The organism is Desertibacillus haloalkaliphilus, from assembly GCF_019039105.1.
In the GTDB taxonomy this organism is placed as follows: domain Bacteria; phylum Bacillota; class Bacilli; order Bacillales; family KJ1-10-99; genus Desertibacillus; species Desertibacillus haloalkaliphilus.
In genome coordinates this window covers 43482-65373 of sequence record NZ_JAHPIV010000016.1, presented here as the reverse complement: position 1 = coordinate 65373, position 21892 = coordinate 43482, and the positions used below count along the sequence as shown (strand labels likewise).

Genomic DNA, 21892 nt, shown 5'->3' with positions numbered 1-21892 from the left:
GGTGTTCACAAGGAGCACGCTATTTATCTCCTCTCAATTCATAGAAATTGGGAAGATGAATTGTGTGAGGATAGGTGTTTATAGGTTTTTCTTGCAGGTATTTTAAAAAAAAAGAAAGAATATATAATTGTTATTGTTGAAAAGGGGGAGAGTTGGGTGAACCGCTGGTTTAAAATTGGATTGATTATTTGTTTATACATAGGTTTAGGATATGGACAAGCAAGTGCTAGTAATAGTGTTTCCTATTATTTTGATGGGCAGCGACAGTACGAATTTGCCAAGCCAATACATAATGATGGTCATTACTGGTTTCCTGCTGCGCCTTTATTAAAGCAAGTCGAGAAGCAAATAAAATATGACACAAAGACACAAGATTCTCAGGAAGAGGTTTCGGTGAGGACAATCGATGCACTGATGGCTGATCTTGAATCTGAGCAAGTTGTGGTTGGTGATCGGGAGATGATTTCCGATTCGGTTTTGGAAGATTACGGTTATTCAGTTTATCACTACGATCAAAATAATAGTTTGCATGTAAGCTCACCTGAATTGATGACGATTGCGGGTATAACGATTGGGAGTATGAAGCATGTAGTGGACACACAATTAACCGGGGTAAAATGGGATACGGCTTACGGGAAAAAAGCTGATGTTATTGGTTATTTTGGAGAGATGATAGATCTTCACTATACTGATCGGTACGGAATTGAAAGAAGTGGACAAGTACCTGAGCTCCAAATCGAAGTTACTGATGGTGTAGTATCCTACATGATTGTATCATCACCACAATTTTCAACGTCTAAGGGAATTGTTGTCGGTGACCGCCTTACGGATGTGATAAGATCCTACGGAACAAACTATTATCGTGAAAGGATTGATGGCAAAGAAGTCTTGATCTATGATGTTGAATTTGGATCAATTTGGTTTATTGCGAATTCTGAGCGTAAAATTGAACGAATCGGTTATTGGGATCATTGGGTCCGTGGGTTTTAAAGAAAAGCCGGCATTCGAGTGCGAGACTGCTGAAAAAGTAACAGGCAGGACAATTCAGGAAGAGTAATGGCTCCGCACGTTGCATAAAGGGCACTGAAAAAGTGAATTTCATACTTTTTCAGTGCCCTCTGCGAGTGCCGGCTTATTTATCGAGAGAAGTGTGTTCTTGAAGGAGCTATGTTTCAATCAGCTTATCAATATCAATCTTATATTTACGAATTTTATAAAGAAGGCTCTGCCTAGAAATTCCTAGCTGCTCCGCTGCTTGTGCTTGATTGCCTTCCGCACTTTGGATCGCGCCTTCAATCGCATGCTTTTCAAACGATTGTAACTGTTTCGGAAGTGGGAGACGATCATCAATCGGGTTTGCTCGCAATGTATCCGTGGCATCATGTTGATTTTCCTGAGCAAAATGTTTAATTTCTTCAGGGAAATCGCTTAATCGTAATTCTTCATCAGGTGAAAGAACCGCGGCACGTGCGAGTGCATTGTACAGCTCACGAATGTTGCCTGGCCATGGATAGGATGATAATGCAGCGAGAACAGCTTTAGGTACAGTGTACTGACGGTTGTGCTCCTCATTCAGCTGCTCAAGTGTTTGCGTAATGAGAAGAGGGATATCTTCTTGACGCTCACGTAGAGGAGGGAGCTCAATCCCAATAATGTTTAGTCGATAATATAGGTCTTCTCTAAATTCACCTTGCTGAACCATTTCTGCTAAGTCACGATTCGTTGCTGCAATAATTCGAACGTCGACATGCTTTGGTTTCGTACTTCCAAGCGGAATAAATGTCTTTTCTTGGGTCACTTGTAGTAACTTTGCCTGTAGCTCTAGTGAGATTTCGGCAATTTCATCTAAGAATAGCGTACCCCCGTCAGCTGCTTCGAATTTTCCCTTTTGTGTTTGAGTCGCCCCTGTAAAAGCACCTTTCTGATAACCGAATAGTTCGCTTTCAAGAAGGTGATCAGGGATCGCAGCACAATTTATCGGAATGAATGGTTGATTCCGGCGTGGACTTTCTAGATGAATCGCATGTGCACATCGAGATTTACCTGTACCGCTTTCACCTTGTAAAAGAACGGTAATATCTTGGATAGAAATCCGTTGAATGAATTCAAATACTTGCTGCATTTTCTTACTTTCACCGATCATCCCATGCATATGGTACTTCTTTTTAACTGCGTCCTTTAATTGTTTGTTTTCTTGATTTAATTGCGCCCATTCAAACGTACGTTCAATCACAACTTTCAGTTCATCTGCTTTGATCGGTTTTGTTAAATAATCAAAAGCGCCAATCTTCATTGCTTGTACAGCATCTTCAACATCACCATATGCGGTACACAGGATGTATTGGGTTTGTGAATGAACTGTTTTCCACTTTTCTAGTAGTTTAATTCCAGTCGTATCAGGTAAGTGAATATCTAATACGACGACATCGATCATCTGTTCGTTGATGGTCGCTTCTGCTTGAGCGCCTGTTGAAGCTTCATAAACATCATAGCCTTCTTTATCGAGTGTTAATTTAATATATCTTCTTAATTTATCGTTATCTTCAACAAGTAAAATGGATTTACTCACGATAATTTCTCCTTTTATATGACTGTAGTGATCGCCAGTCGACATCAGTCATCCTCAATGATTTTCAATGGGAGATGGTAAAATAATTGTAAATGTTGTACCAACTCCTTTATCACTTTCAACTTCGATGTGACCTTTATGTTGGGTAATAATGTCATGAGTGATCGATAAGCCGAGGCCTGTTCCTTCTTGTTTTGTTGAAAAGAAGGGATTAAATATTCGTTTTAATTTTGATCGCTCGATCCCAATTCCTTCATCCTGAATGATTAATTCAACGTTCTCCTCACGTCGTTCTGTTGTAACAGTAAGTATTCCACCTGACTGTTTCATGGCCTCGATTCCGTTTAAAAACAGGTTAAGCAGTGCTTGGATCAGTTGATTGCGATCCCCAATCATTACACATGGTTTTGATTCGAGGTGGTGGCTAACTTCGATTTGATAATAGTTACATTGGTGGGAGAGAAGTTGGATTACTTCATTTACCACTGTGTTAACGTCAAATTGTTTTTCCTCTTTCTTATGTTGACGACTTAATTTTAAAAAGCGACTGACTAACTCATTCATTCGTCTCGTCTCATCGGAAATATCTGATAAGGCCTCTTCAATGAGTGCGAGTGTAGGTGTCGTTAACTGTTCTTTCTTAATAAGGTCTTTGAGTTCAGCATCAACGACATCAGTTGCTAGTTGAATTGTCCCTAGTGGATTTTTAATTTCATGGGCAAGTCCAGCTGTCATCTGTCCAATCGCTGCTAAATGTTCTGAGCGCTGCAAGTGGCTTTCCAGTTGTTTAATTTTTGTAATATCCCAAAAGGTGATTAAGACTCCGATAAAGTTCTCTTGTTCGTCGAGTAAAGGGAAAATGGATACTTTCAAGATTTGTTTTTTACCTTCTGCATTGATGGACGAGATTTCTTCCTCAAGTTCTGTGAAACGTTCGGTTTTGTCTTTGAACTGTTGTAAAAACTGGCGTAATTTTTGTGATGGCAACGCGGAGATTGATTTACCGATAAGTTTATCCTTTTGGGTGTGAACGAGTTTTTCACCCGCCTTATTGAGCGAAGTGATTTCACCACGAGGGTCAGTCGTCATGACGCCGTATGGAAATGATTCTAAAATGAGCTGGAGGTAACGCTCTTTCTGCTTGAGCTCATCGGCCATATGTTTCATCGCTTTGCCTAAGGTTTGAATCTCATCTTTTTCTTTTAAAATATCAATTTTCCATTTCTCACCTTTTGCATAAAACGTTGCTTGGTCTGTTAATTGTTTAATCGGCTTAATGATCCAGCGCATACTGAGAGTAAGTACACTGATACCTGCAATGAAAATAAATACCCAGCCTTTTGTTAGGACGCTTGATAGGGCACTAATGGGAGCAAAGGCTTGTTCAACTGGTTGAATAGATAGGGCGAATACCGGTAGGTGATCGATTGGCCGATAGGCAATTAAGGAATCAATATTAGCAAACGATGCATCTTCATGGATTCCGGTTTTTTCTGTATAAATATCAGAGAAGAAAGATTCGTTAAATAAGCTCGTTCCACTTAAACGGCTATTTTTTGTATCGATAAAAACATGGCCGCTATGGCTAACTAAAAGGCTTCGACCTTCATTACCAATCATCGTTTCTTCAAGAAATGATGTTAGGTGCTCAAGGTTTACAGTTGCAATTAACGACCCAGTGATTTCACCATGCTCTTCCTCTTGAAACGGAACAGTAATCATCACGGCTGTTGAATCACGATCAGGGACAATCGATACGAACGAGTTTCTCCTCCACATCACTTCGTTGGCTTGTTCACGAATGATGTTGTAATTGGTTGTCACAAACGGCGTAATATGCCTAATCGTACCATTGTGATTTAAATAGGCAATTTGGTGAAAAAAAGGGTCCGTAATCGTCAGTTGATTCATCATATCAATATCAGCATGATCTGGATAGTCGCCATCCCGTTGCTGCTGTGTCATGACTTCTAGCAAACCAAGTTTTTGTTCAAATAATTGTTTCGTTGTATTCGCTAAAACTGTTGTTGCTTGTGTCATGTGTACTTTTGTTTGTTGTTCCAACGTTTCCTTCGATGAATGAATAGCTAATGAGAAAATAAATGTTAACGGTATAACAATAAAGCAAAGCCCAAGGACGAAAAAACGCCCGGCCAATCCTTTAGGTAAAAGCCTATTCATGATGTTTAATCCTCTCTATGAATCGTACTGATCCGCTGTGTTAATAGTTTTCATCTCTTTATTTTAACAAAAACCACTGTTAGAAGTAAGAGACTGTTGAAAAAGTAACAGGAAGGCCAATTCAGGAAGAGTAATGGCTTCGCACATTACATAAAGGGCACTGAAAAAGTGGATTTTACACTTTTTCAGTGCCCTCTAGAAGTAACAGTGTTTTTTTGGATGCTAAACAACGGCCCAGTGTCCAATCGTTTCTAGGGCAGAGTTTTGTGGGTAATAGTTTTTGAAAATTTTATAGTAGAGCCACTCTTGCTTGCTACGAATCGTAATTGACTCATTGTTTTGGGCACATACTAGCTCTTCGTCCGTTACCGCCTCATTTGCATAGCTTTCAAGAATATCAACGGCTCCGCTACCTTCTGAGAACTCGGCTTTTTTACGCCATAAAATGTGCTCAGGTAATACACCTTCAAACGCCCTTCGTAATAGTGCTTTTTCCATCTCTTCCTCGTTCGAAAGTTTTAACGAAGATGGGATTTTTAATGCGTAGTCAATCAGCTCTAAATCAAGGAATGGAACGCGGCCTTCCAAGGAATGAGCCATGCTCATCCGATCTAAACGCTGTAAGTTAATATTGTGTAGGCTGTTAATGATTCGTATCAATTCTTCATTTAGCTTAGTCTCGTCAGTAATCTCTTGTAGATAAGCGTACCCAGAGAACAATTCATCCGCCCCTTCGCCGGAAAGGACAACTTTCACATGCTTTGCTGCTAGTTTTGAGACAAAGTAACAAGGGATCGCACTACGAACGAGAGATGGGTCATAAGACTCTAAATAATAGATCACCTCTGGTAAGGCGTCGATTAATTCTTCTTTTGTATAGATGTGTTCATGGTGTATAGTACCAATTGATTTGGCGACATCGCGTGCAGCTTCGATATCTGGACTTCCTTCAATCCCAACGCAAAAAGAGTGCAGAGGACGTTCTTGATTGCGGTATTTTTGAGCAATCGCAGCGATTAAACTACTATCTAGTCCACCGCTTAAGAGAACACCAACTTCAACATCAGCTACGAGGCGTTTTTGTACGGATTTTTCTAGGATCGATTGTATGCCAGTTAGAATTTCAACTTCATTCGTTTTATCTAGAAGCTGTGACGGTGCTTTAATGCGACGATACGAGACGAAACCGCTCTCGGGTGTATAGTAGTGTCCTTGTGGGAACTCTTTGACATCGGTTGTGACATGGAAAAGTGTTTTTAACTCAGATGAAAAAGCCATGTTGCCATTTTCATCGTATCCATAATAAAGTGGCTTAATTCCTAGGGTGTCTCTTGCAGCCATGAATGTCTCATTTTCAACATCGGCGATCACAAAGGCAAACATCCCATCTAGATAGGTTACACCTTTAGCACCATGAGCTTCATACAATTTTAAAGGGACTTCACTATCTGAATCCGTCTTAAATGTTGTTGTTTTTTTGAGCTGTTCTTTCAAATGTTGGTAATTATAGATTTCACCGTTACAAACGATATATTTGCTTTGTTCTCGATTAGAAATCGGTTGTTTTCCATTATCAACGCCGATAATGGAGAGACGACGATGCCCGAAGTGAAAGTTGTTCACTTCGACATGGTCACCTTCGTCTGGACCGCGGTGGGTCATACTTTCTAACATGCTATCGATTTTTTCATTATCAATTGTACCAGTGACGGCAAATATGCCACACATGTCATTCACCTCTATTATGTTTCATATTTATTCTTCGATTAATCCTTGTTCAAGTAACCATTCGCGGGCAACTTCTGATTCATTCATTTGTTCAATATCTACCGTATAATTTAGTGTTGTCATTGTTTCGGTGTCTAAGCTTTCAGCTAGTGGTGCTAGCAACTCTACAAGTTCTGGGTGCTCGTCTACAATAGCTTCACGGACCGTAACCGCAGCATTATAAGCTGGGAAGAACTCTTTGTCATCTTCTAATGCTAGGAGGTCAAACCCTTTAATTCGGCTATCAGTAGAGAATCCCATCGCAATATCGACTTGTCCTTCATCTAATGCTTGATACGTTAGCCCAGAGTCCATACGAATGACATTAGAACTTCCGAATTGGAAATCATACACGTCTTCAACACCACTCAAACCATCTGAACGTGTTGCAAATTCTGCGTTAGAAGCAAACGTCAGTGTGCCAGGATTTTCGTTCACATAATTAGCTAAATCAGAAATCGATTGAATTCCTAGTTGCTCGGCGTGATCTTCGCGAATCATTAGCGTATACGTATTATTGACGTTTGACATATCTAACCACTCAATTTGATTTTCTTCCTTATCGATCGCTTTTACTGTTTGATAAGCTTCTTCAGCAGAAGATGCTGGCTCTTGATCAAGGTAGTTAATTAAACCAGTTCCTGTATATTCCCAATAAAGGTCAACTTGCTCATTTGACAGCGCTTGACGAAGAACCTCACTACCCATATTTGTTTTTTCTTCGATTTCATAACCATTTTCTTTTAAATAGATCGATGTGATTTTTGCAAGAATAAATTGCTCAGTAAAGTTTTTCCCACCAACAACTAATGTTCCTTTGCTGTCTAGGTTGTCACTAGATGTAGAGTCATTTCCACAAGCAGCAAGTAGTAGGAGTAAAAGTGTAAGTGCTATTGCTAGATATGTTTTTGTTTTCATCGTATTCCCTCCAAAAAATTGTTTGTAATTAGTTTGATGTTGACGCAGCTCGTCGTAAGCCTTTGGAAACAACGACTTTTTCAAAGAGGCGCAGTAGCAAGTCTACTAGGATGGCAAGGATCGTTACGGGTACTGCACCTGATAGTAAGTACGTGTGATCCTGCATCACAATACCTGTAAAGATCAGATCACCTAATCCGCCACCACCAACAAGGTAAGCGAGCGCAGCTGTTCCGATATTCATGACAATGGCTGTTCGAATTCCAGCCATAATTGGGTATGCTGCATTTGGTAATTCAACTTTGCGCAAGATTTGCAGTGGGGTGAACCCCATTCCTTTGGCAGCATCGATGAGGGCTGGGTCAACTGCATTAAGCCCTGCAACTGTATTTCGTAAAATAGGAAGTACTGAAAAGGCAAACAGTGCAAATACAGCAGAGTTAAAGCCTATACCTAAATAAGTCATAACAATCGCTAGAATTGCAATACTAGGAATGGTTTGTCCAAGGTTAGCAGTATTTAAAAACAGCCATTCTAATTTACGAAAGCGTGGCCTCGTTACGAAAATGCCGACGGGGATTGCGACGAGCAATGCCAACAGCGAAGAGACGACAACCATTTGAATATGCTGTATGAACAAATGGAAGAATTGTTCTGGCTGATCAAAAATAATTTGAAAGTTGCCAGCTGTTAAAGACCAAACAAAAAAGATAACAATGAGAATGGCAAAGGTAATTTTAATCCCATTGGTAAGTAGCTGTTGGCGTTTCATTGGTTTTCACTCCTTTCCATTTTATGCGGTCTTACTCAATTTTTGTAAAAAGTTTTGCAGGTCAGTCATCGTCAGTTGGCCAATGGCCTTATCATCTTTGTTAACAACAGTCAATTGTTTTTGCGTTTCATTAAAGAGCAGCGATAATACATCTCTTAAGTTATGATCAAGTGATATGGTTGCCTGAAGATTGTTCGTTTTTCCTAGCTGCTGAATACCCTGATCATCCAATAGATCAGCAACTGTAAACAAGCTTAAACGTTTGAGTGCACGGTCATTTCCGACAAATTGTGAAACGAATTCATTTTTTGGGTGCGCTAAAATATCAGCAGGCGCATCAAATTGCTTAAGTTGTCCAGCTTTGAATATGGCTACTTTATCGCCCATTTTAATCGCCTCGTCGATATCATGACTAACAAATAAAATCGTTTTTCGTACCTCTTGTTGAATTTGTAAAAATTCATTTTGAATATGAGTACGAATAATTGGATCTAGTGCTCCAAATGGTTCATCCATAAGCATCACCGGAGGGTCTGCTGCCATGGCACGGGCAATCCCAACTCGTTGTTGCTGCCCTCCTGATAACTCATGCGGATAGCGTTTACGGTACTCATCGGGTGCTAATCCAACAAGGTCCATTAAATAATTAAAGCGATCACGCATTTTTTTACGATCCCAACCAAGTAGGTTTGGAACAACGGTAACATTTTCTTCAATCGTCATATTTGGAAATAGTCCATTACTTTGAATGACATAACCGATGTTTCTTCTTAGTTCAATTTCATTTAATGAATTCGTATCGGTACCATTAATAGAAATTTTTCCTGATGTAATAGGTACAAGCCGGTTAACCATTCGTAGTAAAGTTGTCTTTCCACATCCTGATGGACCTAAAAATACAGCAATATTTCCTTTTGGTACGGTAAAACTAACGTTATCAATTGCTGTGACATTTCCATCATACTGTTTTGTAACTTTATCGAATGTTATCATAAGTAACCCCCATTTTTGTTTTAAGATTGCATTCCTTTTGGTGTTAGGAAGCGTTGCAAAAGTCCAAGCACTGTATCGGCAATAATGGAGAGGATCGATACGGCGACAGCGCCGACAATAATCATATCTCGATTTGATCTTGAGATGCCTTGGTCAATCAGTACACCTAGTCCACCTGCACCGATAAAAGCCGCAATTGCCCCAATTCCGATACTCAAAACAACGGCTGTTCGAACACCGGCCATAATGACAGGAAGAGCAATTGGAATTTCAACTTGACGTAAACGTTGGAACGTTGACATCCCAATTCCTTTTGCTGCATCACGCATATTTGGATCGACATTTGTAATTGCCACATACGTATTTCGTATAATCGGTAACTGTGAATAAAGAATTAATGCGATTAACGCTGGTAAAAAACCAATCCCTTGATTAATAAGAGAAAGAATTGGAATCATTAAGCCGAAGAGGGCGATACTAGGGATCGTCATTATAATCGCACAAATTTGCAAGACGACTTCTGCTAAACTTTTATTCGTTGATAGATAGATTCCAGTTGGAACACCAATTACAATCGCAATGATAATCGCTAAGCCAACGAGCTTTATATGTTCCCATGTTAAAACCAAAAGGTCTGTTTGGTTATTGAGAATATATTGAATGATACTTTCCATTGAATATTCACCTCCTATGTTCTCATCTTTTTAGTTATGCAAGATGTGTGCCAACTTATAAAATGTCGAAAAGAGCAGTTTTTTGCTGAATTCTAACAAACGATGTAAAAAATATTTAACGACGCTGGGGATGTGCACGTAAAAATAATTTAACAACGGGCGTAATGTATGCCAATATGTAATAAAAAACGTAAAGAGGTTAGTGAAGAGGGGGGTTATCAGAGCAAAAGTTTTAAACGATTATGTAGTAAATGATAGAATAATGATGAAATTCAATTTTTAGTGAGGTTAAAAGGGGACATTTTGTGATGATTACGATAAAAAATGAAAAAATAGCTCATATCCCATTTCTCCATGTTGCTAATGGCGAGAGATTTAATGAAGCCTTGCCGCTTGTCATTTTTTTACACGGTTATACGAGTGCGAAGGAACATAATTTGCATTATGCGTATTTATTAGCTGAACAAGGCTTTCGCGTTGTTTTACCTGACGCGCTATATCATGGGGAGAGAGAAGAAGAGAGCCTAACAGGAAAAGAGCGAGATCTTTATTTTTGGGATATTGTTGTTCAAGGGATCAAAGAGGTATCGCTAATTAAGGAAGAGTTAGATAAGCGCGGCTTTATTATCGATGAAAAGGTTGGTGTTGCAGGAACGTCGATGGGGGCGATTACGACGTTTGGAGCGCTGTCTGTGTATGAGTGGATTACAGCTGCCGTATCGTTAATGGGCAATCCTTGTTATCAACGATTTGCTAGCGCACAACTTGCACAGTTACAACAGCAAAATGATTCATTGCCGATGGAGAAGCTACAACAGAAGGTTAGCAAGCTAGCATCATTTGATTTATCAGAGCGTCCTGAAATATTGAAGCAACGCCCGTTATTATTGTGGCATGGGAAAAAAGATGATGTTGTTCCATATAAGTACATAGCCGAGTTTTATAATACAATCAGACCTCAGTATCGAGGGAACGAAGAGTGTTTAACATTTATCACCGATCCTCTTTCCGCTCATAAAGTGACAAGAGGTGCAGTCTTAGAAACAGTGGCTTGGTTTGAGCGGCACATCAGCCATTCGCGTATTGAAGCATAAAAGTAAAAAAATACTAATGATAGAACTGTAATGAAAAGCTAAATCTGATCATTACAGTTCTTTTTTATACTAAAGTCGTCTTTGAAGAAACGTTACGCTTATTTGTTTATTTCACGGCCATTAAGTAAAAAGTAAAATAATGAGCATTTCATCTTACATAAGAAGTGGAATAATGGTTAGATTCATGCGAACGAGTAAAAAGGGGTGTCTAGATGATTGAGGAAACGAAGAAAGTCATTGTCATTACATTTGCAGCCGTATTGCTTGCAATTGCATTAAATATATTTTTAATCCCAGCAAACGTGTTTGCAAGTGGCTTTACTGGTGTGGCACAGTTATTAGCTGTCGTTTTGCCACTATCCACTGGGATTTTATTATTCTTATTAAACGTCCCAGTTGCGATATTAGGTTGGTTAAAAATTGGGAAGGCATTTACCTTCTACAGCTTTTTAAATGTAGCACTAACGACTCTTTTTTTAGAGATTATTCCGGTTATATCTGTGTCTAATGACATTCTCTTAAATGCAGTTTTCGGTGGTGTGATCTCAGCTTTTGGTGTGGGTTTAACGCTGAAATGGGGGGCATCCTCAGGGGGGATGGATATTATCATCTTGATCCTCTCACGTCTAAGTGATCGGCCATTAGGACCGTTATTCTTTATACTAAATGGATTGATTGTTGTCACGGCAGGTTTGATGTTTGATTGGGAAAAGGCATTATATACGTTAGTCTCACTCTATGTTGCATCTCGTATCATTGATATGATCCATACTCGACACGTTAAAGTAACAGCATTGATTGTCACAAAGAAACCAGATGAATTACGGAAGGCGATCCATGAACGTGTAACGCGAGGACTAACTAGGATTCCTGCTAAGGGAGGATATATGGAAGATGATAAAGAAATGTTAATGATTGTGATTACTCGGTATGAGCTCTATGCGTTGCAGCATGTCATTGAGACGGTTGATCCTGCTGCATTTACGAATATCGTTGAAACGACCCAGATCTTTGGTTTGTTTCGCAAAGATGATTAATAGGGGGTATCTTTAATGTGGGTACGGCTGTTATTATATATGATTCTCATGTTACTGTCCGTTGGCTGCGGAACTGCTGAGGAGAGAGTGGAGCAAGGGGATGAAGAGATGAAGGAATCACTTGAGTTCGTTTTTGATATCAAGCAACAGGGGGAGGACGTGCAGTTTCTCATTGGTTTACGAAATACCAGGGAGGAAGATGTTGAGCTTGAATACATCTCTGGACAGCAATTTGAGATTACAGTTGTCAATCCAGATGACGAGATCATCTACCGTTTCTCAGAGGAGATGGCTTTTACCCAAGTGATCGTTGAAGAAACGCTTCTAGCAAACGATGAGCAATTGTCGGAAATAAGCTGGAAGGTTAATGATGTACCATCAGGTACTTATAAGGCTGTCGCTGAGTTATTGGTACGATCGATTAACGGTGAGGAGGTTGCACCAAGAACGTTTCAAGCAGAACAATTGATAATAATTGAAGAATGATTAATAAGAAAAGGGCAGTGGTACTAGGTGAAAATCTAGTTATCACCGCCCAATTTTAAAACGTTATTTTAAATCAGTCTGTTCTCTTCTCCGTGTTCATATGCCATTTTGTTTTCCCAGCTTTCTCAAGCGCTTTTAAAACGGCTTGCCACTTTTCTTGAGCGGGGTTTCCCTCAGAGGAAGAGGGGTGTTTTTGTACAATTGGTAGCTTTGAACATGATGGTTGCCAAAAGGTTTTAAACACGTCTGGTAAATCGTTCTTTTCCACCATTATTTACCTCCTTCATGATTTACGAAGTTCGAGTAATGATTTTAAATCATCATTTGATAGCTCCGTGAGTTGATTTTCACTCGAAAGTAAAATTTGGTCTGATAGTTGTTGTTTTCGTTCAATCATCCGGTCGATTTTTTCTTCGAGTGTACCAGAGGTTACCATTTTATGAACGGTCACATTTTGTGTTTGTCCAATTCGATAGGCCCGGTCGGTTGCCTGATTTTCAACTGCAGGGTTCCACCAACGGTCGTAATGAATGACATGATTAGCAGCTGTTAAGTTTAGACCAACACCTCCTGCTTTTAAAGACAGGATGAACGTAGAGATCGCTTGATCTTGTTTGAAACGTTTAATCATCTCTTCTCGTTTATTTCTTTGAATGCTCCCATGTAAGAATGGAACAGGAAAGCCTAACTTATTTGAAAGCCCCTTCTGAATGAGCTCGCCCATTTCTTTATATTGTGTGAAGATCAACGTCTTCTCATCGTTATCTGTAATTTGTGTGACTAACTCTTCAAGTAAATCCCATTTTTCAGAGCGGTGCTCTAATCTTCCGCCATCCTTTAAGAAATGGACGGGATGGTTACATATTTGTTTTAATTTCGTTAAACTGCTTAAAATCAAAGCTCTACGTTCCATTTCAGAAACGGTGTCAACCTTTTCTAATAAATCATTAACAACGGCTTGGTATAAGCTTGCTTGTTCAAGTGTAAGCCCAACCCTGTGTGTTTGTTCTTGCTTCGAAGGCAGCTGTAAATTTAGATGCTGATCCGATTTGCTACGCCTTAACAGGAAAGGGGAAATCAGCTGTTGTAACTGCTTTAGGCGTTGATCATTTTGGTTGCGCCCTTCGATTTCTTTGATAAATGTTTGTTGGAAGTGCTGATATGAATTTAAATATCTATGGTTTAGAAAATCGATGATCGACCATAGCTCCTTTAAGCGATTTTCAATCGGCGTTCCTGTTAATGCGATACGGTGATACGCATTGATTTTTTTAATCGAACGGCGTTGCTTCGTTTCGATATTTTTAATTTGCTGAGCTTCATCCAATAGGAGTCCATTCCATGTGATTGTTGCCCACACATCCTCATCACGTACTGCTAGTGCGTAGGAAGTAATAATTAAATCATAATCCTCTACTAAGTTCCGTAACTCTGTTTCACCCGCGCGGTTGGCCCCGTGATGAACATAGATGCGTAAGTGCGGAGCGAATTGTTCTAGCTCATTTGTCCAGTTACCGATTAATGATGTCGGACAGATTAATAAAAATGGTAGATGCACAGCTCCTTCTAGTTGTTGAGTTTCAAGAACCTTTACAAGGTAAGCAATTGTTTGGATTGATTTCCCTAACCCCATGTCATCAGCTAGGCAAGCGCCAAAGCCAAGTTTGCGCATATGAAGAAGCCACGAATAACCTTCTTGTTGATAGGGGCGTAATGTCCCGGTAAGAGTTTCCGGGGGCGTTGTAAGTGGGATCTTTTTGCTTCTAACTTCTTCAAGTAATTTCTGTAACTTTTCATCCCAATGGATGTCAACATCGACGGTTAACTCTTCATCAAGTTGAACGTCCTCATCGGCGAGCTGCAATTGCCATGCATCAAAATGCGTAATCGCCTCTGATTTTTGTTGTTCAAGTGTATCTTTTAGTTTTTCCGCTTGTGTCGGGTCCCAAACGACCCATTTGCCACGAATGTTAACGATGGGTTGTTTCGTATGGACAAGTGTATCAAATTCTTGTTCACTTAATTTCGCATCACCTATGGAGACAGTGTAGTCAAATTCCGTTAGGCTTTGCCAATTCATAATTGGATCAACAGATGCTTGTTTTTCAGTTTGCTTGTCTTTTACGGCTAATTGGATGGATAGTTGTTGTCTTTCATCATTCCACCAAGACGGGACAAAAATCGTAAAACCAATGTCTTCAAGCAGTGGGCTATCCTCGATTAGAAACGAATAAACATCTTCGCTTGTTAGTTCCATTTCAAAATTTGTTGGTGACAGCTGTTTAATGAGGGGGACTTTATTAGCCCCTTGCTGTATATCGTGCTTTAGTTTTGAAATTGGATTTTCTCGCCATGGGTGTAGCCCTTCATGCAAATCCTTCATCGATACGATCAAGGATGGATCATTCCGATCTTGGACAAACAGTACTAGCTTCCACGGCTCATCTTCTGTTTCAGGATCATCAATCGCAATCCCAGTTTTAAACGGGGATGAGGGGATAATCCCTAAATGCTCTTGTAACGTTGTCTCATTCATTTGCAGTTGTTTGGTTTCTCCTTCTTCAACCGAACGTAACCAATCTTGGATAGAGGGACTTTCCTCTGACAATTGAGCAAGTGCTCTTCTGAATTCGTTATTATTTAAGAGCAACTGCTTAATGAGACGGTCTGCGACTTCATTTGCGAAATCTTTTAGCGAATACGTCACAGATGGATTCGTGTTTGTTGGTTGTAGTTGATATTGTTCGGCTTTCAATGCCACACTGGCAGGCGGAATACACATTTCCCATGATTCGATATTCATATTTGTGAGCTGCCAACGCCCGTTTGTCGCTAGAATGACCTCTCCTGAAATAATTTCTGTTTGAATTTGTGAGAAGAAGAGCAACCAATAGCGTAAATCATCACCGATCAGCCATTCCTCATCGTTTAGCCATGACTTCATGGTTTCGATTGCTTCGGGTAAGTCTTCTAGCGAAAGAGAAATCCCTTCTACTGGAAACAAATGAGAAGTATTTGAGCGATCAGCATGATAGACTGGTGTGTTCCCAGCATGTGAATAAAACATACGTTCAACTAATGGTGCTTGTAATAACGCTTTTTTTGATTCGATAAATGTTCCATAAAAAGAGTCTGAATGGTACTTAAACAACGCGAGCTTTAGTTCAGACGGCGGATAGAGGAAAGGGTACTGAAAGTTAACGATTTCTTGGTATTTTTTATGCTGTTTACGTTCACCCCAGATAAAAAATTGTTCCTCTTGATCAAGCCATCCACCGTGAAGAATAATTTTATTTGGATTATGTTTATTGTACAATCTTTTTCATCTCCTGTAGCAAGGCGCGATACGTTTTGTATTTTGTTCGGAGCTGACTTATATATGAATGGAAGCGATCAGATAAACCAAGTTGCTCATAAATCAACTGTAATTCTTTCATATGAGAGACGGCTTGTTCATAGTGGCTACGGGATTTCTTTTCAATGAGCCGTACAATAAATTGATGGTAAAGTGGTAAAAGTTGTTCTGGTGCTGATTTCTTCGCGTAGTTAATCACTTGTTTTTTTTCATCGCTTAGTAGGCTTGGTTCTGTTTCATTTGTTAATAAACGAGCGATCGCTTTTTTGGTCTGGCCTTCGTTTAATAAGATCTTATAATAGAGCTGTTCGATTTTGGGCACATACAATTGTTCTTCTAATCTTGGAAGGATATAGTCAAGCGCCTCTTCTTTATAATCAGCAAAATCTTTCATCCGTTGAAGATACGTACTGTAGGAGGGGGACTGGAGCCACGCATTCCACAGTAAGATGATCTGTTCTTTTTCGTTACCCGTATTCATGAGCATCCGTTCGTATATCGGCTCGAGGCTTCCGAGCGATTTATTTTTCCAGAAGGTTAGAAATAAATCAAACCAGTTTTTGATTAAGTCCCAATCTTGGCGACGCTCTAGTAATTGAAAATGGTGAATAAGATCATTTGGGGTTAACGAATGTTTCATTTTACGAAGCAAGGACAATGATAATGCTCCATTTTCACAATCGAGAGCAAGGATACTTGCTAGCATCGTTAGTGACTCGTTGTTTGGTGAGCGTTTTTGCTCGGTTATGAAGAGATTGAGTACTTCCAGCTTTCGAGCTTGATTCGAATCATGCGTTAACCATTTTATTAAAAGTAGGTGCCACGGCGATTGTTTTACATCATTAGATAAAAAGTAACGGTGGATGAGTGTCTCTGTAAACCATAAGTAGAAATCCGAATCATCACGACGCTGACACTCAACAATGAACGGTTCACTTTCATTAATGAGTTGCGAAAAGAAACGAGTAAACCTACGCTCATATGTGTGATAGGTGTTAAATTTTCGACCGAGGGCAAATAAGCCATGGATCATTACGTTTACACAAATGAGCCGTTCACGAACATGCTCCTCATTTGAGTAGTTTTGTGCTGTTGCCCGGATGCAACGTTCAACAATTTGTTTTAAGTGATCGTCATGAAAATAACCTGCTGTTGTTAATGAACGATAGCTAGTTATAATGATTGAGTCGAGGTGAGATTGTAATTGTTCTTCGATATCTTTTGGTTTATGCTGCTCTATCACTAGAGTTACTGTACGGTTCTTGTATTCCTCTAGTTGTTCTTGGACTCTATAACGATGTTCTTCAATGTAGAACAAGGCAGCGACAAGGTGTTTACAATAATCGTGATAAGGACAAGTGCATGTACTTTCTGTAAGGTCATCAAGGTGAACCTCGACCGTATAAATCGACGATCCATGAACGGTAGCTTCAAGCACCTCCGCACTCGTCACTTTTATATCTGCAACGTTCCCTTTTTTGTAATAGTTCACACCGCGAGTAGCTATGTGACTGACGACATGGTCATGAATAAAGGTATGCAATTGTTCACTACTGAATGTTAAGTTTGTCATGATTTATTCACCACTACCTACTTGTAATTGTTCATCATTCCATTGTAACGTCCATTATTAAAAGAAACAATCTTCTGCTCTTATTTTTTCTTCGATCAGGGGGGAGGAAAGGTTAGAAAGAGACTGCCCCACCAAGTGTCACCTCAGGAACAGTGGTAGGGATCTTTTACCCCTATGCTCTAAATCGTACAAAAATGAGGTGATTCTAGTGATGGAACAGTCTCTGTTAATGAGCAAACTAAATGAAAAATGAATAGAAACTTAAGACAATGATCGCGCCGATGACGACAAAAATTAAGTTAGCACCAAAATAGGCAATAATAATTGCGGTTAGTCCACCGATGATTCCAAACCAAATGTCTTCGTTAACCGTTAAAATGCCTGGGAAAATTAAAGCCCCCAGTGCTGCATAAGGTACGTTTCGTAAGATCGCTTGTAATTTGGGAGGGATGCGATTTGCATTGAGTGTGACTAAAGGCAACATTCTCGGAATATATGTAACAATCGCCATTCCCATAATCAGCCAGAACATTGACATTGACATTATGATTCCTCCTTTTTCTCAACTAGTTCAATGAGAAGGGAGGATAGAATTGTTGCTGCGATAATTGACCATCCGCTCGGCAAAAAAAACACAAAAAGAGTATTAAACATCGCAGCAGAAATAGCTAAAGAAACAACTTTGCGATGTTTCTTTAGTGATGGCATTAATAAAGCGATAAACATCGCATAAAGGGCAATAGCCATACTTTCTTGGATCGTTTGTGGCAATGCCGATCCAACTAAAAAGCCGAGCGCTGAATGTAGTACCCAACTTCCATAGGCAATCACTCCGACACCGAGGACAAAGGACGTCGTTACTTTCCGTTCTTGAGTTGTCGTTACAGCAAATACCTCATCAGTAATACCAAATGCACATATTGCTTTTTTAATCGGGTGATCATGTTCGAGTTTTTCACTAACAGAAGCACTCATTAATAAATGACGAATATTTACAATGAAAGTTGTGAAGATGATTTCAAGAGCACCAGTACCTAGTGCGATTAAATTTAGTGCCATATATTGTGCAGCTCCTGCAAAGACAAAAGAGCTCATCAGAACAGCTTCTAGAAAGGTGAGTCCTGTACTTTTTGCTAATAAACCAAATGTTAAAGCGGCTGGGAAGTAACCTATTGCAATTCCGATACCGGCAACGACTCCACGAGGAAACTCTGATTTTGGTTTAGTGACGCTTGTGGTTGCCAACATAGCCTTACTCCTTTCAATCCATTAGTATGTTATAATGTATTAATTGTATGATATAGTATAACTTAATTCAAGGAGATATTATATGGACAAAATAAACTTAAATCATCGAATTGGAAAACGATTAAAACAAATTCGAGAGCAGCAGCGGTTAAGTTTAGAAAAAGCAGCTGAATTAACGAACGTGAGTAAACCGATGCTAGGACAGATTGAAAGAGGCGAGTCAAATCCGACGGTCAGTACGCTTTGGAAGATTGCTAACGGTCTTGGTGTAGGTTTTTCACGGTTTATTGAAGATGAACGACCGAAAGTAAAGGTAGTTAGCCGTCATGCGATTGAGCCATTGAAAGAGGATCAAGGAAGGTTTCAAGTCATACCGTTATTTACACTTGGGAATGGTCAGCCGTTTGAATGGTTTTCCGTTCAACTGAAGCCGGATTGTTCATATACATCTGAGGCGCATACGAGCGGGGTAGAAGAATATATATTAGTGGAGGAGGGAGAAATCGAGATCATCATTTCAGACGAGAGTTATCATTTAAAAAAAGGAGAAGCGATTCGTTTTGCTGCTGATTGTCCGCATCAATATAACAATAGCAGCGATTCAGTCAGTCGGGTTATGATGATGATTCATTATTCTTAATTGAAAGATGTGTATTGGGCAGTCTATTAACGAAAGGGGTTTTACATATGGAATTAGTTAATAAGTTATTTAAAATGTATCAAAATCATTTTACCGGTGATGAAGAGGATGCCTTCATTATTGTTAGTGGTTTAGTTGAAGAATTCGAACGTGAAGATTTTTTTGAGTATATTAATAGCATGAGTGACGACGACATTCATGATATGTTTAGGTTGTTTCTTTATGCGAAGTTACGAGATAAGATGGCTGACGAAGGGATTGGCTATAACCGGATGGAGAATGACCCAGATTCTGGGTTTATACACTAAAAGGGGTTGTCCTAAAAGGATCAAGTATACCTTTTAGGACAACCCTCAAATGATTTAGCGAAGTCATGATGGTCGTTATATCTTCAAGATAAAGAACAACCATTAGACATGCTTAGTGAGACAAATTAGTTTTTACTCGTACACTTCTTCAAAGGCTTTTTGAATCAGTGGTAGAAGGTTGTCCCATTCGACATCAGCGGTTTTATTGACGGTTACAAAGTCTTGGAAACCAAAAATATTATCAACACCATCAATGGCGATTAATTTTTGAGCTAATGGATGGTGTGTGTCGTCTCCTTTTTTAACAGAAGTACTTCCTGATCCTTCAAAGATCATTTGGTTAGCTGTTATTTTCATTGCATTGGGGTTCGGAGTTGATTGCGCTTGTAATTCGATTGACATGATTTCATTCCTCCTCATAATTGTAAACCTTACCAAGTACTTATGATAGCATGTCCATCATTCATTTTAAATATAATTGTTTGCTCAATACGCATGGATCAATGGTACGTCATGTAAAGCACGATCTAAAACGCCTCCCGAACGTTTTAGACCGTGCTTTACTTATTAGATGAGTTGTTTTACTTCTTCGCGGCGATGCAAGAGTTTCCTCAGTCGTCTCTTATGAGATCGTACGGCCTGTTCGTCGTTTGCATGAATTGCTTCGTGCAATTCCATTAACTCATAATCGATTTCCATATTCATAATATTAAAGATCGTTTTCGGCTCGAGGTTATGATCGTATTCTTTATATTCGATTATTGATCCATGTTTATTCATAATAATTTTCTCACTCCCATCAATTTCTATAATTGATTGAATATCCCCTGTTTTATAAGATGTAATATACAAGGGACCACCAGTGAACTTTTTGACAACGCCATCACCGCTAAATTGTGAAATAATAACCTCAATCGCCTCGCCAATAACTTCATCATTGACGGTTAAGTGGTCGATATTTAACGTCAAGAATTCTTCATTTCGTTCAAAGGGAATTTCATGAATCGCATCATCACTGTCGATGATAAGGAAGATTTTTTCTTCCTCATATCGCCAAAATAAGGATAGTTGTTCTTCCATCATTTTTTTAATAAATTCGTGGAGTGCATGTTTTGATATTTCAATATATACATTGTTAAATTCTGCTTCATAGAAGTATGGTGTCATATTGTACACTCCTTCTTATTGTTATTAAGATCAGTTAGAACATAAACGATTTGGCTGTTTTTTATATCTTATGAACAAGAAGGGAAAAAAAGAAGTGTAAATGACATTATTGGAGTTTTTGGGCCAAAGAAAAAAGGCCGTCTTAAAAGGTATTAATCTTTCCCTTTTAGGATAGCCTTAAAAAAGTTTATAGGTTGTATTTGTCCTCATTGTCGGGCCGTTCTAGAGGAATATATTCCGTCGATACTCCCATACTTAATTATCGGGATTTCACTGGGAAATGGTTTGCTAATACAGGATGTTTAAGAAGTCCGAGTTGGCTCTTTTTGTCCTCTTTTTGAACACGCACTAAAATTGAAAGCCATACCGTTTGGAAACAATATCATAAAAACCTAAAGAATTATAAAGACTCTTGGTTGCTTGATTACTGATGCCAGTTTCTAACTCAATTCCTTTGATTCCTTCATTTTCAGCCCAATAGATGACTTGGAGAAGTAATTTCTTTGCGATCCCCTGATTTCGGTGCTCTTTATGAACAAATAGATCATTAAGCCAGATGTAATACCCGCCTTTTGCAAGACTAATACCGATGTTAAAGAAAGCAGCACCAATGATTGTTTCATTATCCTCAACTACAAAAATACGAGCCGTTGAACCGTCTGTAAGGGCTAAATTGATCGCATCTAGTAAAAGTTCATAGGCATTATCACTTCCAATGGATTCCATTTGTCCCATTAGGAGGTCAGCGACTTTTAGACGAAGAGGTTGATCAGCATCGTTTGGTACTTTATAAATTTCCATTATCAAGTCCCCCTATCCAAATCTAGTATATTCGATACTAGCTTTAAAAAAAACCTTTTTATGAAAACGAATCTAGGAATTTACGGAACTGTGTTTTTGGCAAAAATATGCTTTTCTTGATTTCATAAATGGAAGGAAACATTCTGCTTCTGTAGCGATGCTCGTGATGAAAGTGATTAAAAGTGAAGACGTACGGCGATACTGTTAACTAGATTCATGGTCTGTCATGCGGCATAATGAACTAATTTTCATTTTGTTCATAAATTTGTTGGAAAAAGGCAACAGAAATCACATATGAAACGGGCGGGA

General features: G+C 39.2%; 21 protein-coding genes. 6 read left to right on the top strand and 15 right to left on the bottom strand.

All coding sequences use genetic code 11. The features are described from left to right. Positions 1–156 precede the first annotated feature (156 nt). Complete coding sequence (locus KH400_RS17290; RefSeq protein ID WP_217226733.1) at positions 157–990, top strand: hypothetical protein; 834 nt, start codon at positions 157–159, stop codon at positions 988–990. A gap of 175 nt (positions 991–1165) precedes the next feature. On the opposite strand, the gene KH400_RS17285 is transcribed toward KH400_RS17290, so the two are convergent. The 7 genes from KH400_RS17285 to KH400_RS17255 all read right to left on the bottom strand — a co-directional run bounded on the left by KH400_RS17285 (position 1166) and on the right by KH400_RS17255 (position 9874). Further along, positions 1166–2569: a sigma-54-dependent transcriptional regulator gene (locus KH400_RS17285; protein ID WP_312889251.1), complete on the bottom strand. Its 1404-nt coding sequence runs from the start codon at positions 2567–2569 to the stop codon at positions 1166–1168. Positions 2570–2623: 54 nt separating this feature from the next. Continuing rightward, positions 2624–4750, bottom strand: a complete 2127-nt coding sequence (locus tag KH400_RS17280) for an ATP-binding protein (protein WP_217226728.1) — start codon at positions 4748–4750, stop codon at positions 2624–2626. A 222-nt stretch (positions 4751–4972) separates the two neighbouring features. Next, positions 4973–6478, bottom strand: a complete 1506-nt coding sequence (gene asnB, locus KH400_RS17275; protein WP_217226726.1) for an asparagine synthase B — start codon at positions 6476–6478, stop codon at positions 4973–4975. A gap of 27 nt (positions 6479–6505) precedes the next feature. Next, the gene (locus KH400_RS17270) at positions 6506–7435 is read right to left on the bottom strand and encodes an ABC transporter substrate-binding protein (RefSeq protein ID WP_217226724.1); all 930 of its coding nucleotides are present in this window, start codon (positions 7433–7435) and stop codon (positions 6506–6508) included. Positions 7436–7463: 28 nt separating this feature from the next. Beyond that, positions 7464–8207 (bottom strand): ABC transporter permease, encoded by a 744-nt coding sequence (locus KH400_RS17265; protein ID WP_217226722.1) that lies wholly within the window; start codon positions 8205–8207, stop codon positions 7464–7466. 21 nt (positions 8208–8228) lie between these two features. Further along, the gene (locus tag KH400_RS17260; RefSeq protein ID WP_217226720.1) at positions 8229–9200 is read right to left on the bottom strand and encodes an ABC transporter ATP-binding protein; all 972 of its coding nucleotides are present in this window, start codon (positions 9198–9200) and stop codon (positions 8229–8231) included. A gap of 20 nt (positions 9201–9220) precedes the next feature. Beyond that, positions 9221–9874, bottom strand: a complete 654-nt coding sequence (locus KH400_RS17255) for an ABC transporter permease (RefSeq protein ID WP_217226718.1) — start codon at positions 9872–9874, stop codon at positions 9221–9223. 308 nt (positions 9875–10182) lie between these two features. Here KH400_RS17255 and KH400_RS17250 point away from each other — a divergent pair, with 308 nt between their 5' ends. The 3 genes from KH400_RS17250 to KH400_RS17240 all read left to right on the top strand — a co-directional run bounded on the left by KH400_RS17250 (position 10183) and on the right by KH400_RS17240 (position 12491). Beyond that, positions 10183–10968, top strand: coding sequence for a prolyl oligopeptidase family serine peptidase (locus tag KH400_RS17250; protein ID WP_217226716.1), 786 nt, complete (start codon positions 10183–10185; stop codon positions 10966–10968). Between the two features lie 212 nt (positions 10969–11180). Then, complete coding sequence (locus tag KH400_RS17245) at positions 11181–12005, top strand: YitT family protein (RefSeq protein ID WP_217226714.1); 825 nt, start codon at positions 11181–11183, stop codon at positions 12003–12005. A gap of 15 nt (positions 12006–12020) precedes the next feature. Beyond that, positions 12021–12491 (top strand): BsuPI-related putative proteinase inhibitor, encoded by a 471-nt coding sequence (locus tag KH400_RS17240; protein ID WP_217226712.1) that lies wholly within the window; start codon positions 12021–12023, stop codon positions 12489–12491. A 73-nt stretch (positions 12492–12564) separates the two neighbouring features. Here KH400_RS17240 and KH400_RS17235 read toward each other — a convergent pair whose 3' ends face one another. From KH400_RS17235 to KH400_RS17215, 5 genes are all read right to left on the bottom strand, one after another. Next, on the bottom strand, positions 12565–12762 hold the full coding sequence (locus KH400_RS17235; protein ID WP_217226710.1) for a hypothetical protein: 198 nt from the start codon (positions 12760–12762) through the stop codon (positions 12565–12567). Between the two features lie 12 nt (positions 12763–12774). Beyond that, on the bottom strand, positions 12775–15807 hold the full coding sequence (locus KH400_RS17230; RefSeq protein WP_217226708.1) for a DEAD/DEAH box helicase: 3033 nt from the start codon (positions 15805–15807) through the stop codon (positions 12775–12777). Further along, the gene (locus KH400_RS17225) at positions 15797–17419 is read right to left on the bottom strand and encodes an SWIM zinc finger family protein (protein WP_217226706.1); all 1623 of its coding nucleotides are present in this window, start codon (positions 17417–17419) and stop codon (positions 15797–15799) included. The genes KH400_RS17230 and KH400_RS17225 overlap by 11 nt, the downstream gene beginning before the upstream one ends. Before the next feature lie 238 nt (positions 17420–17657). Further along, entirely contained in the window at positions 17658–17963 is a 306-nt protein-coding gene (locus KH400_RS17220; protein ID WP_217226704.1) for an AzlD domain-containing protein, read from the bottom strand. Beyond that, positions 17963–18664, bottom strand: coding sequence for an AzlC family ABC transporter permease (locus KH400_RS17215; RefSeq protein WP_217226768.1), 702 nt, complete (start codon positions 18662–18664; stop codon positions 17963–17965). Before KH400_RS17215 ends, KH400_RS17220 begins: the two co-directional genes overlap by 1 nt. 85 nt (positions 18665–18749) lie before the next feature. On the opposite strand from KH400_RS17215, the gene KH400_RS17210 reads away from it, so the two are divergent. Both KH400_RS17210 and KH400_RS17205 read left to right on the top strand, forming a co-directional pair. After that, positions 18750–19307 carry a helix-turn-helix domain-containing protein gene (locus tag KH400_RS17210; protein WP_217226702.1) on the top strand — a complete coding sequence of 186 codons (558 nt, stop codon included), beginning with the start codon at positions 18750–18752 and terminating at the stop codon, positions 19305–19307. Between the two features lie 47 nt (positions 19308–19354). Beyond that, positions 19355–19615, top strand: coding sequence for a DUF6154 family protein (locus tag KH400_RS17205; protein WP_217226700.1), 261 nt, complete (start codon positions 19355–19357; stop codon positions 19613–19615). A 132-nt stretch (positions 19616–19747) separates the two neighbouring features. Here the strand turns inward: KH400_RS17205 and KH400_RS17200 are convergent, their stop codons facing one another. The 3 genes from KH400_RS17200 to KH400_RS17190 form a co-directional block, all read right to left on the bottom strand. Next, on the bottom strand, positions 19748–20017 hold the full coding sequence (locus KH400_RS17200; protein WP_217226698.1) for a NifU N-terminal domain-containing protein: 270 nt from the start codon (positions 20015–20017) through the stop codon (positions 19748–19750). 165 nt (positions 20018–20182) lie between these two features. Next, the gene (locus tag KH400_RS17195) at positions 20183–20782 is read right to left on the bottom strand and encodes a YkzI domain-containing protein (RefSeq protein ID WP_217226696.1); all 600 of its coding nucleotides are present in this window, start codon (positions 20780–20782) and stop codon (positions 20183–20185) included. Positions 20783–21130: 348 nt separating this feature from the next. Next, the gene (locus KH400_RS17190; RefSeq protein WP_217226694.1) at positions 21131–21583 is read right to left on the bottom strand and encodes a GNAT family N-acetyltransferase; all 453 of its coding nucleotides are present in this window, start codon (positions 21581–21583) and stop codon (positions 21131–21133) included. Positions 21584–21892 lie beyond the last annotated feature (309 nt).

Excerpts from the sequence above, each read along its gene's own strand:
- KH400_RS17280 (WP_217226728.1), bottom strand. The coding sequence starts at position 4,750 with ATGAATAGGCTTTTACCTAAAGGATTGGCCGGGCGTTTTTTCGTCCTT.
- asnB (WP_217226726.1), bottom strand. The coding sequence starts at position 6,478 with ATGTGTGGCATATTTGCCGTCACTGGTACAATTGATAATGAAAAAATC.
- KH400_RS17270 (WP_217226724.1), bottom strand. The coding sequence starts at position 7,435 with ATGAAAACAAAAACATATCTAGCAATAGCACTTACACTTTTACTCCTA.
- KH400_RS17265 (WP_217226722.1), bottom strand. The coding sequence starts at position 8,207 with ATGAAACGCCAACAGCTACTTACCAATGGGATTAAAATTACCTTTGCC.
- KH400_RS17260 (WP_217226720.1), bottom strand. The coding sequence starts at position 9,200 with ATGATAACATTCGATAAAGTTACAAAACAGTATGATGGAAATGTCACA.
- KH400_RS17255 (WP_217226718.1), bottom strand. The coding sequence starts at position 9,874 with ATGGAAAGTATCATTCAATATATTCTCAATAACCAAACAGACCTTTTG.
- KH400_RS17250 (WP_217226716.1), top strand. The coding sequence starts at position 10,183 with ATGATTACGATAAAAAATGAAAAAATAGCTCATATCCCATTTCTCCAT.
- KH400_RS17245 (WP_217226714.1), top strand. The coding sequence starts at position 11,181 with ATGATTGAGGAAACGAAGAAAGTCATTGTCATTACATTTGCAGCCGTA.
- KH400_RS17240 (WP_217226712.1), top strand. The coding sequence starts at position 12,021 with ATGTGGGTACGGCTGTTATTATATATGATTCTCATGTTACTGTCCGTT.
- KH400_RS17235 (WP_217226710.1), bottom strand. The coding sequence starts at position 12,762 with ATGGTGGAAAAGAACGATTTACCAGACGTGTTTAAAACCTTTTGGCAA.
- KH400_RS17225 (WP_217226706.1), bottom strand. The coding sequence starts at position 17,419 with ATGACAAACTTAACATTCAGTAGTGAACAATTGCATACCTTTATTCAT.
- KH400_RS17220 (WP_217226704.1), bottom strand. The coding sequence starts at position 17,963 with ATGTCAATGTCAATGTTCTGGCTGATTATGGGAATGGCGATTGTTACA.
- KH400_RS17210 (WP_217226702.1), top strand. The coding sequence starts at position 18,750 with ATGGACAAAATAAACTTAAATCATCGAATTGGAAAACGATTAAAACAA.
- KH400_RS17205 (WP_217226700.1), top strand. The coding sequence starts at position 19,355 with ATGGAATTAGTTAATAAGTTATTTAAAATGTATCAAAATCATTTTACC.
- KH400_RS17200 (WP_217226698.1), bottom strand. The coding sequence starts at position 20,017 with ATGTCAATCGAATTACAAGCGCAATCAACTCCGAACCCCAATGCAATG.
- KH400_RS17195 (WP_217226696.1), bottom strand. The coding sequence starts at position 20,782 with ATGACACCATACTTCTATGAAGCAGAATTTAACAATGTATATATTGAA.
- KH400_RS17190 (WP_217226694.1), bottom strand. The coding sequence starts at position 21,583 with ATGGAAATTTATAAAGTACCAAACGATGCTGATCAACCTCTTCGTCTA.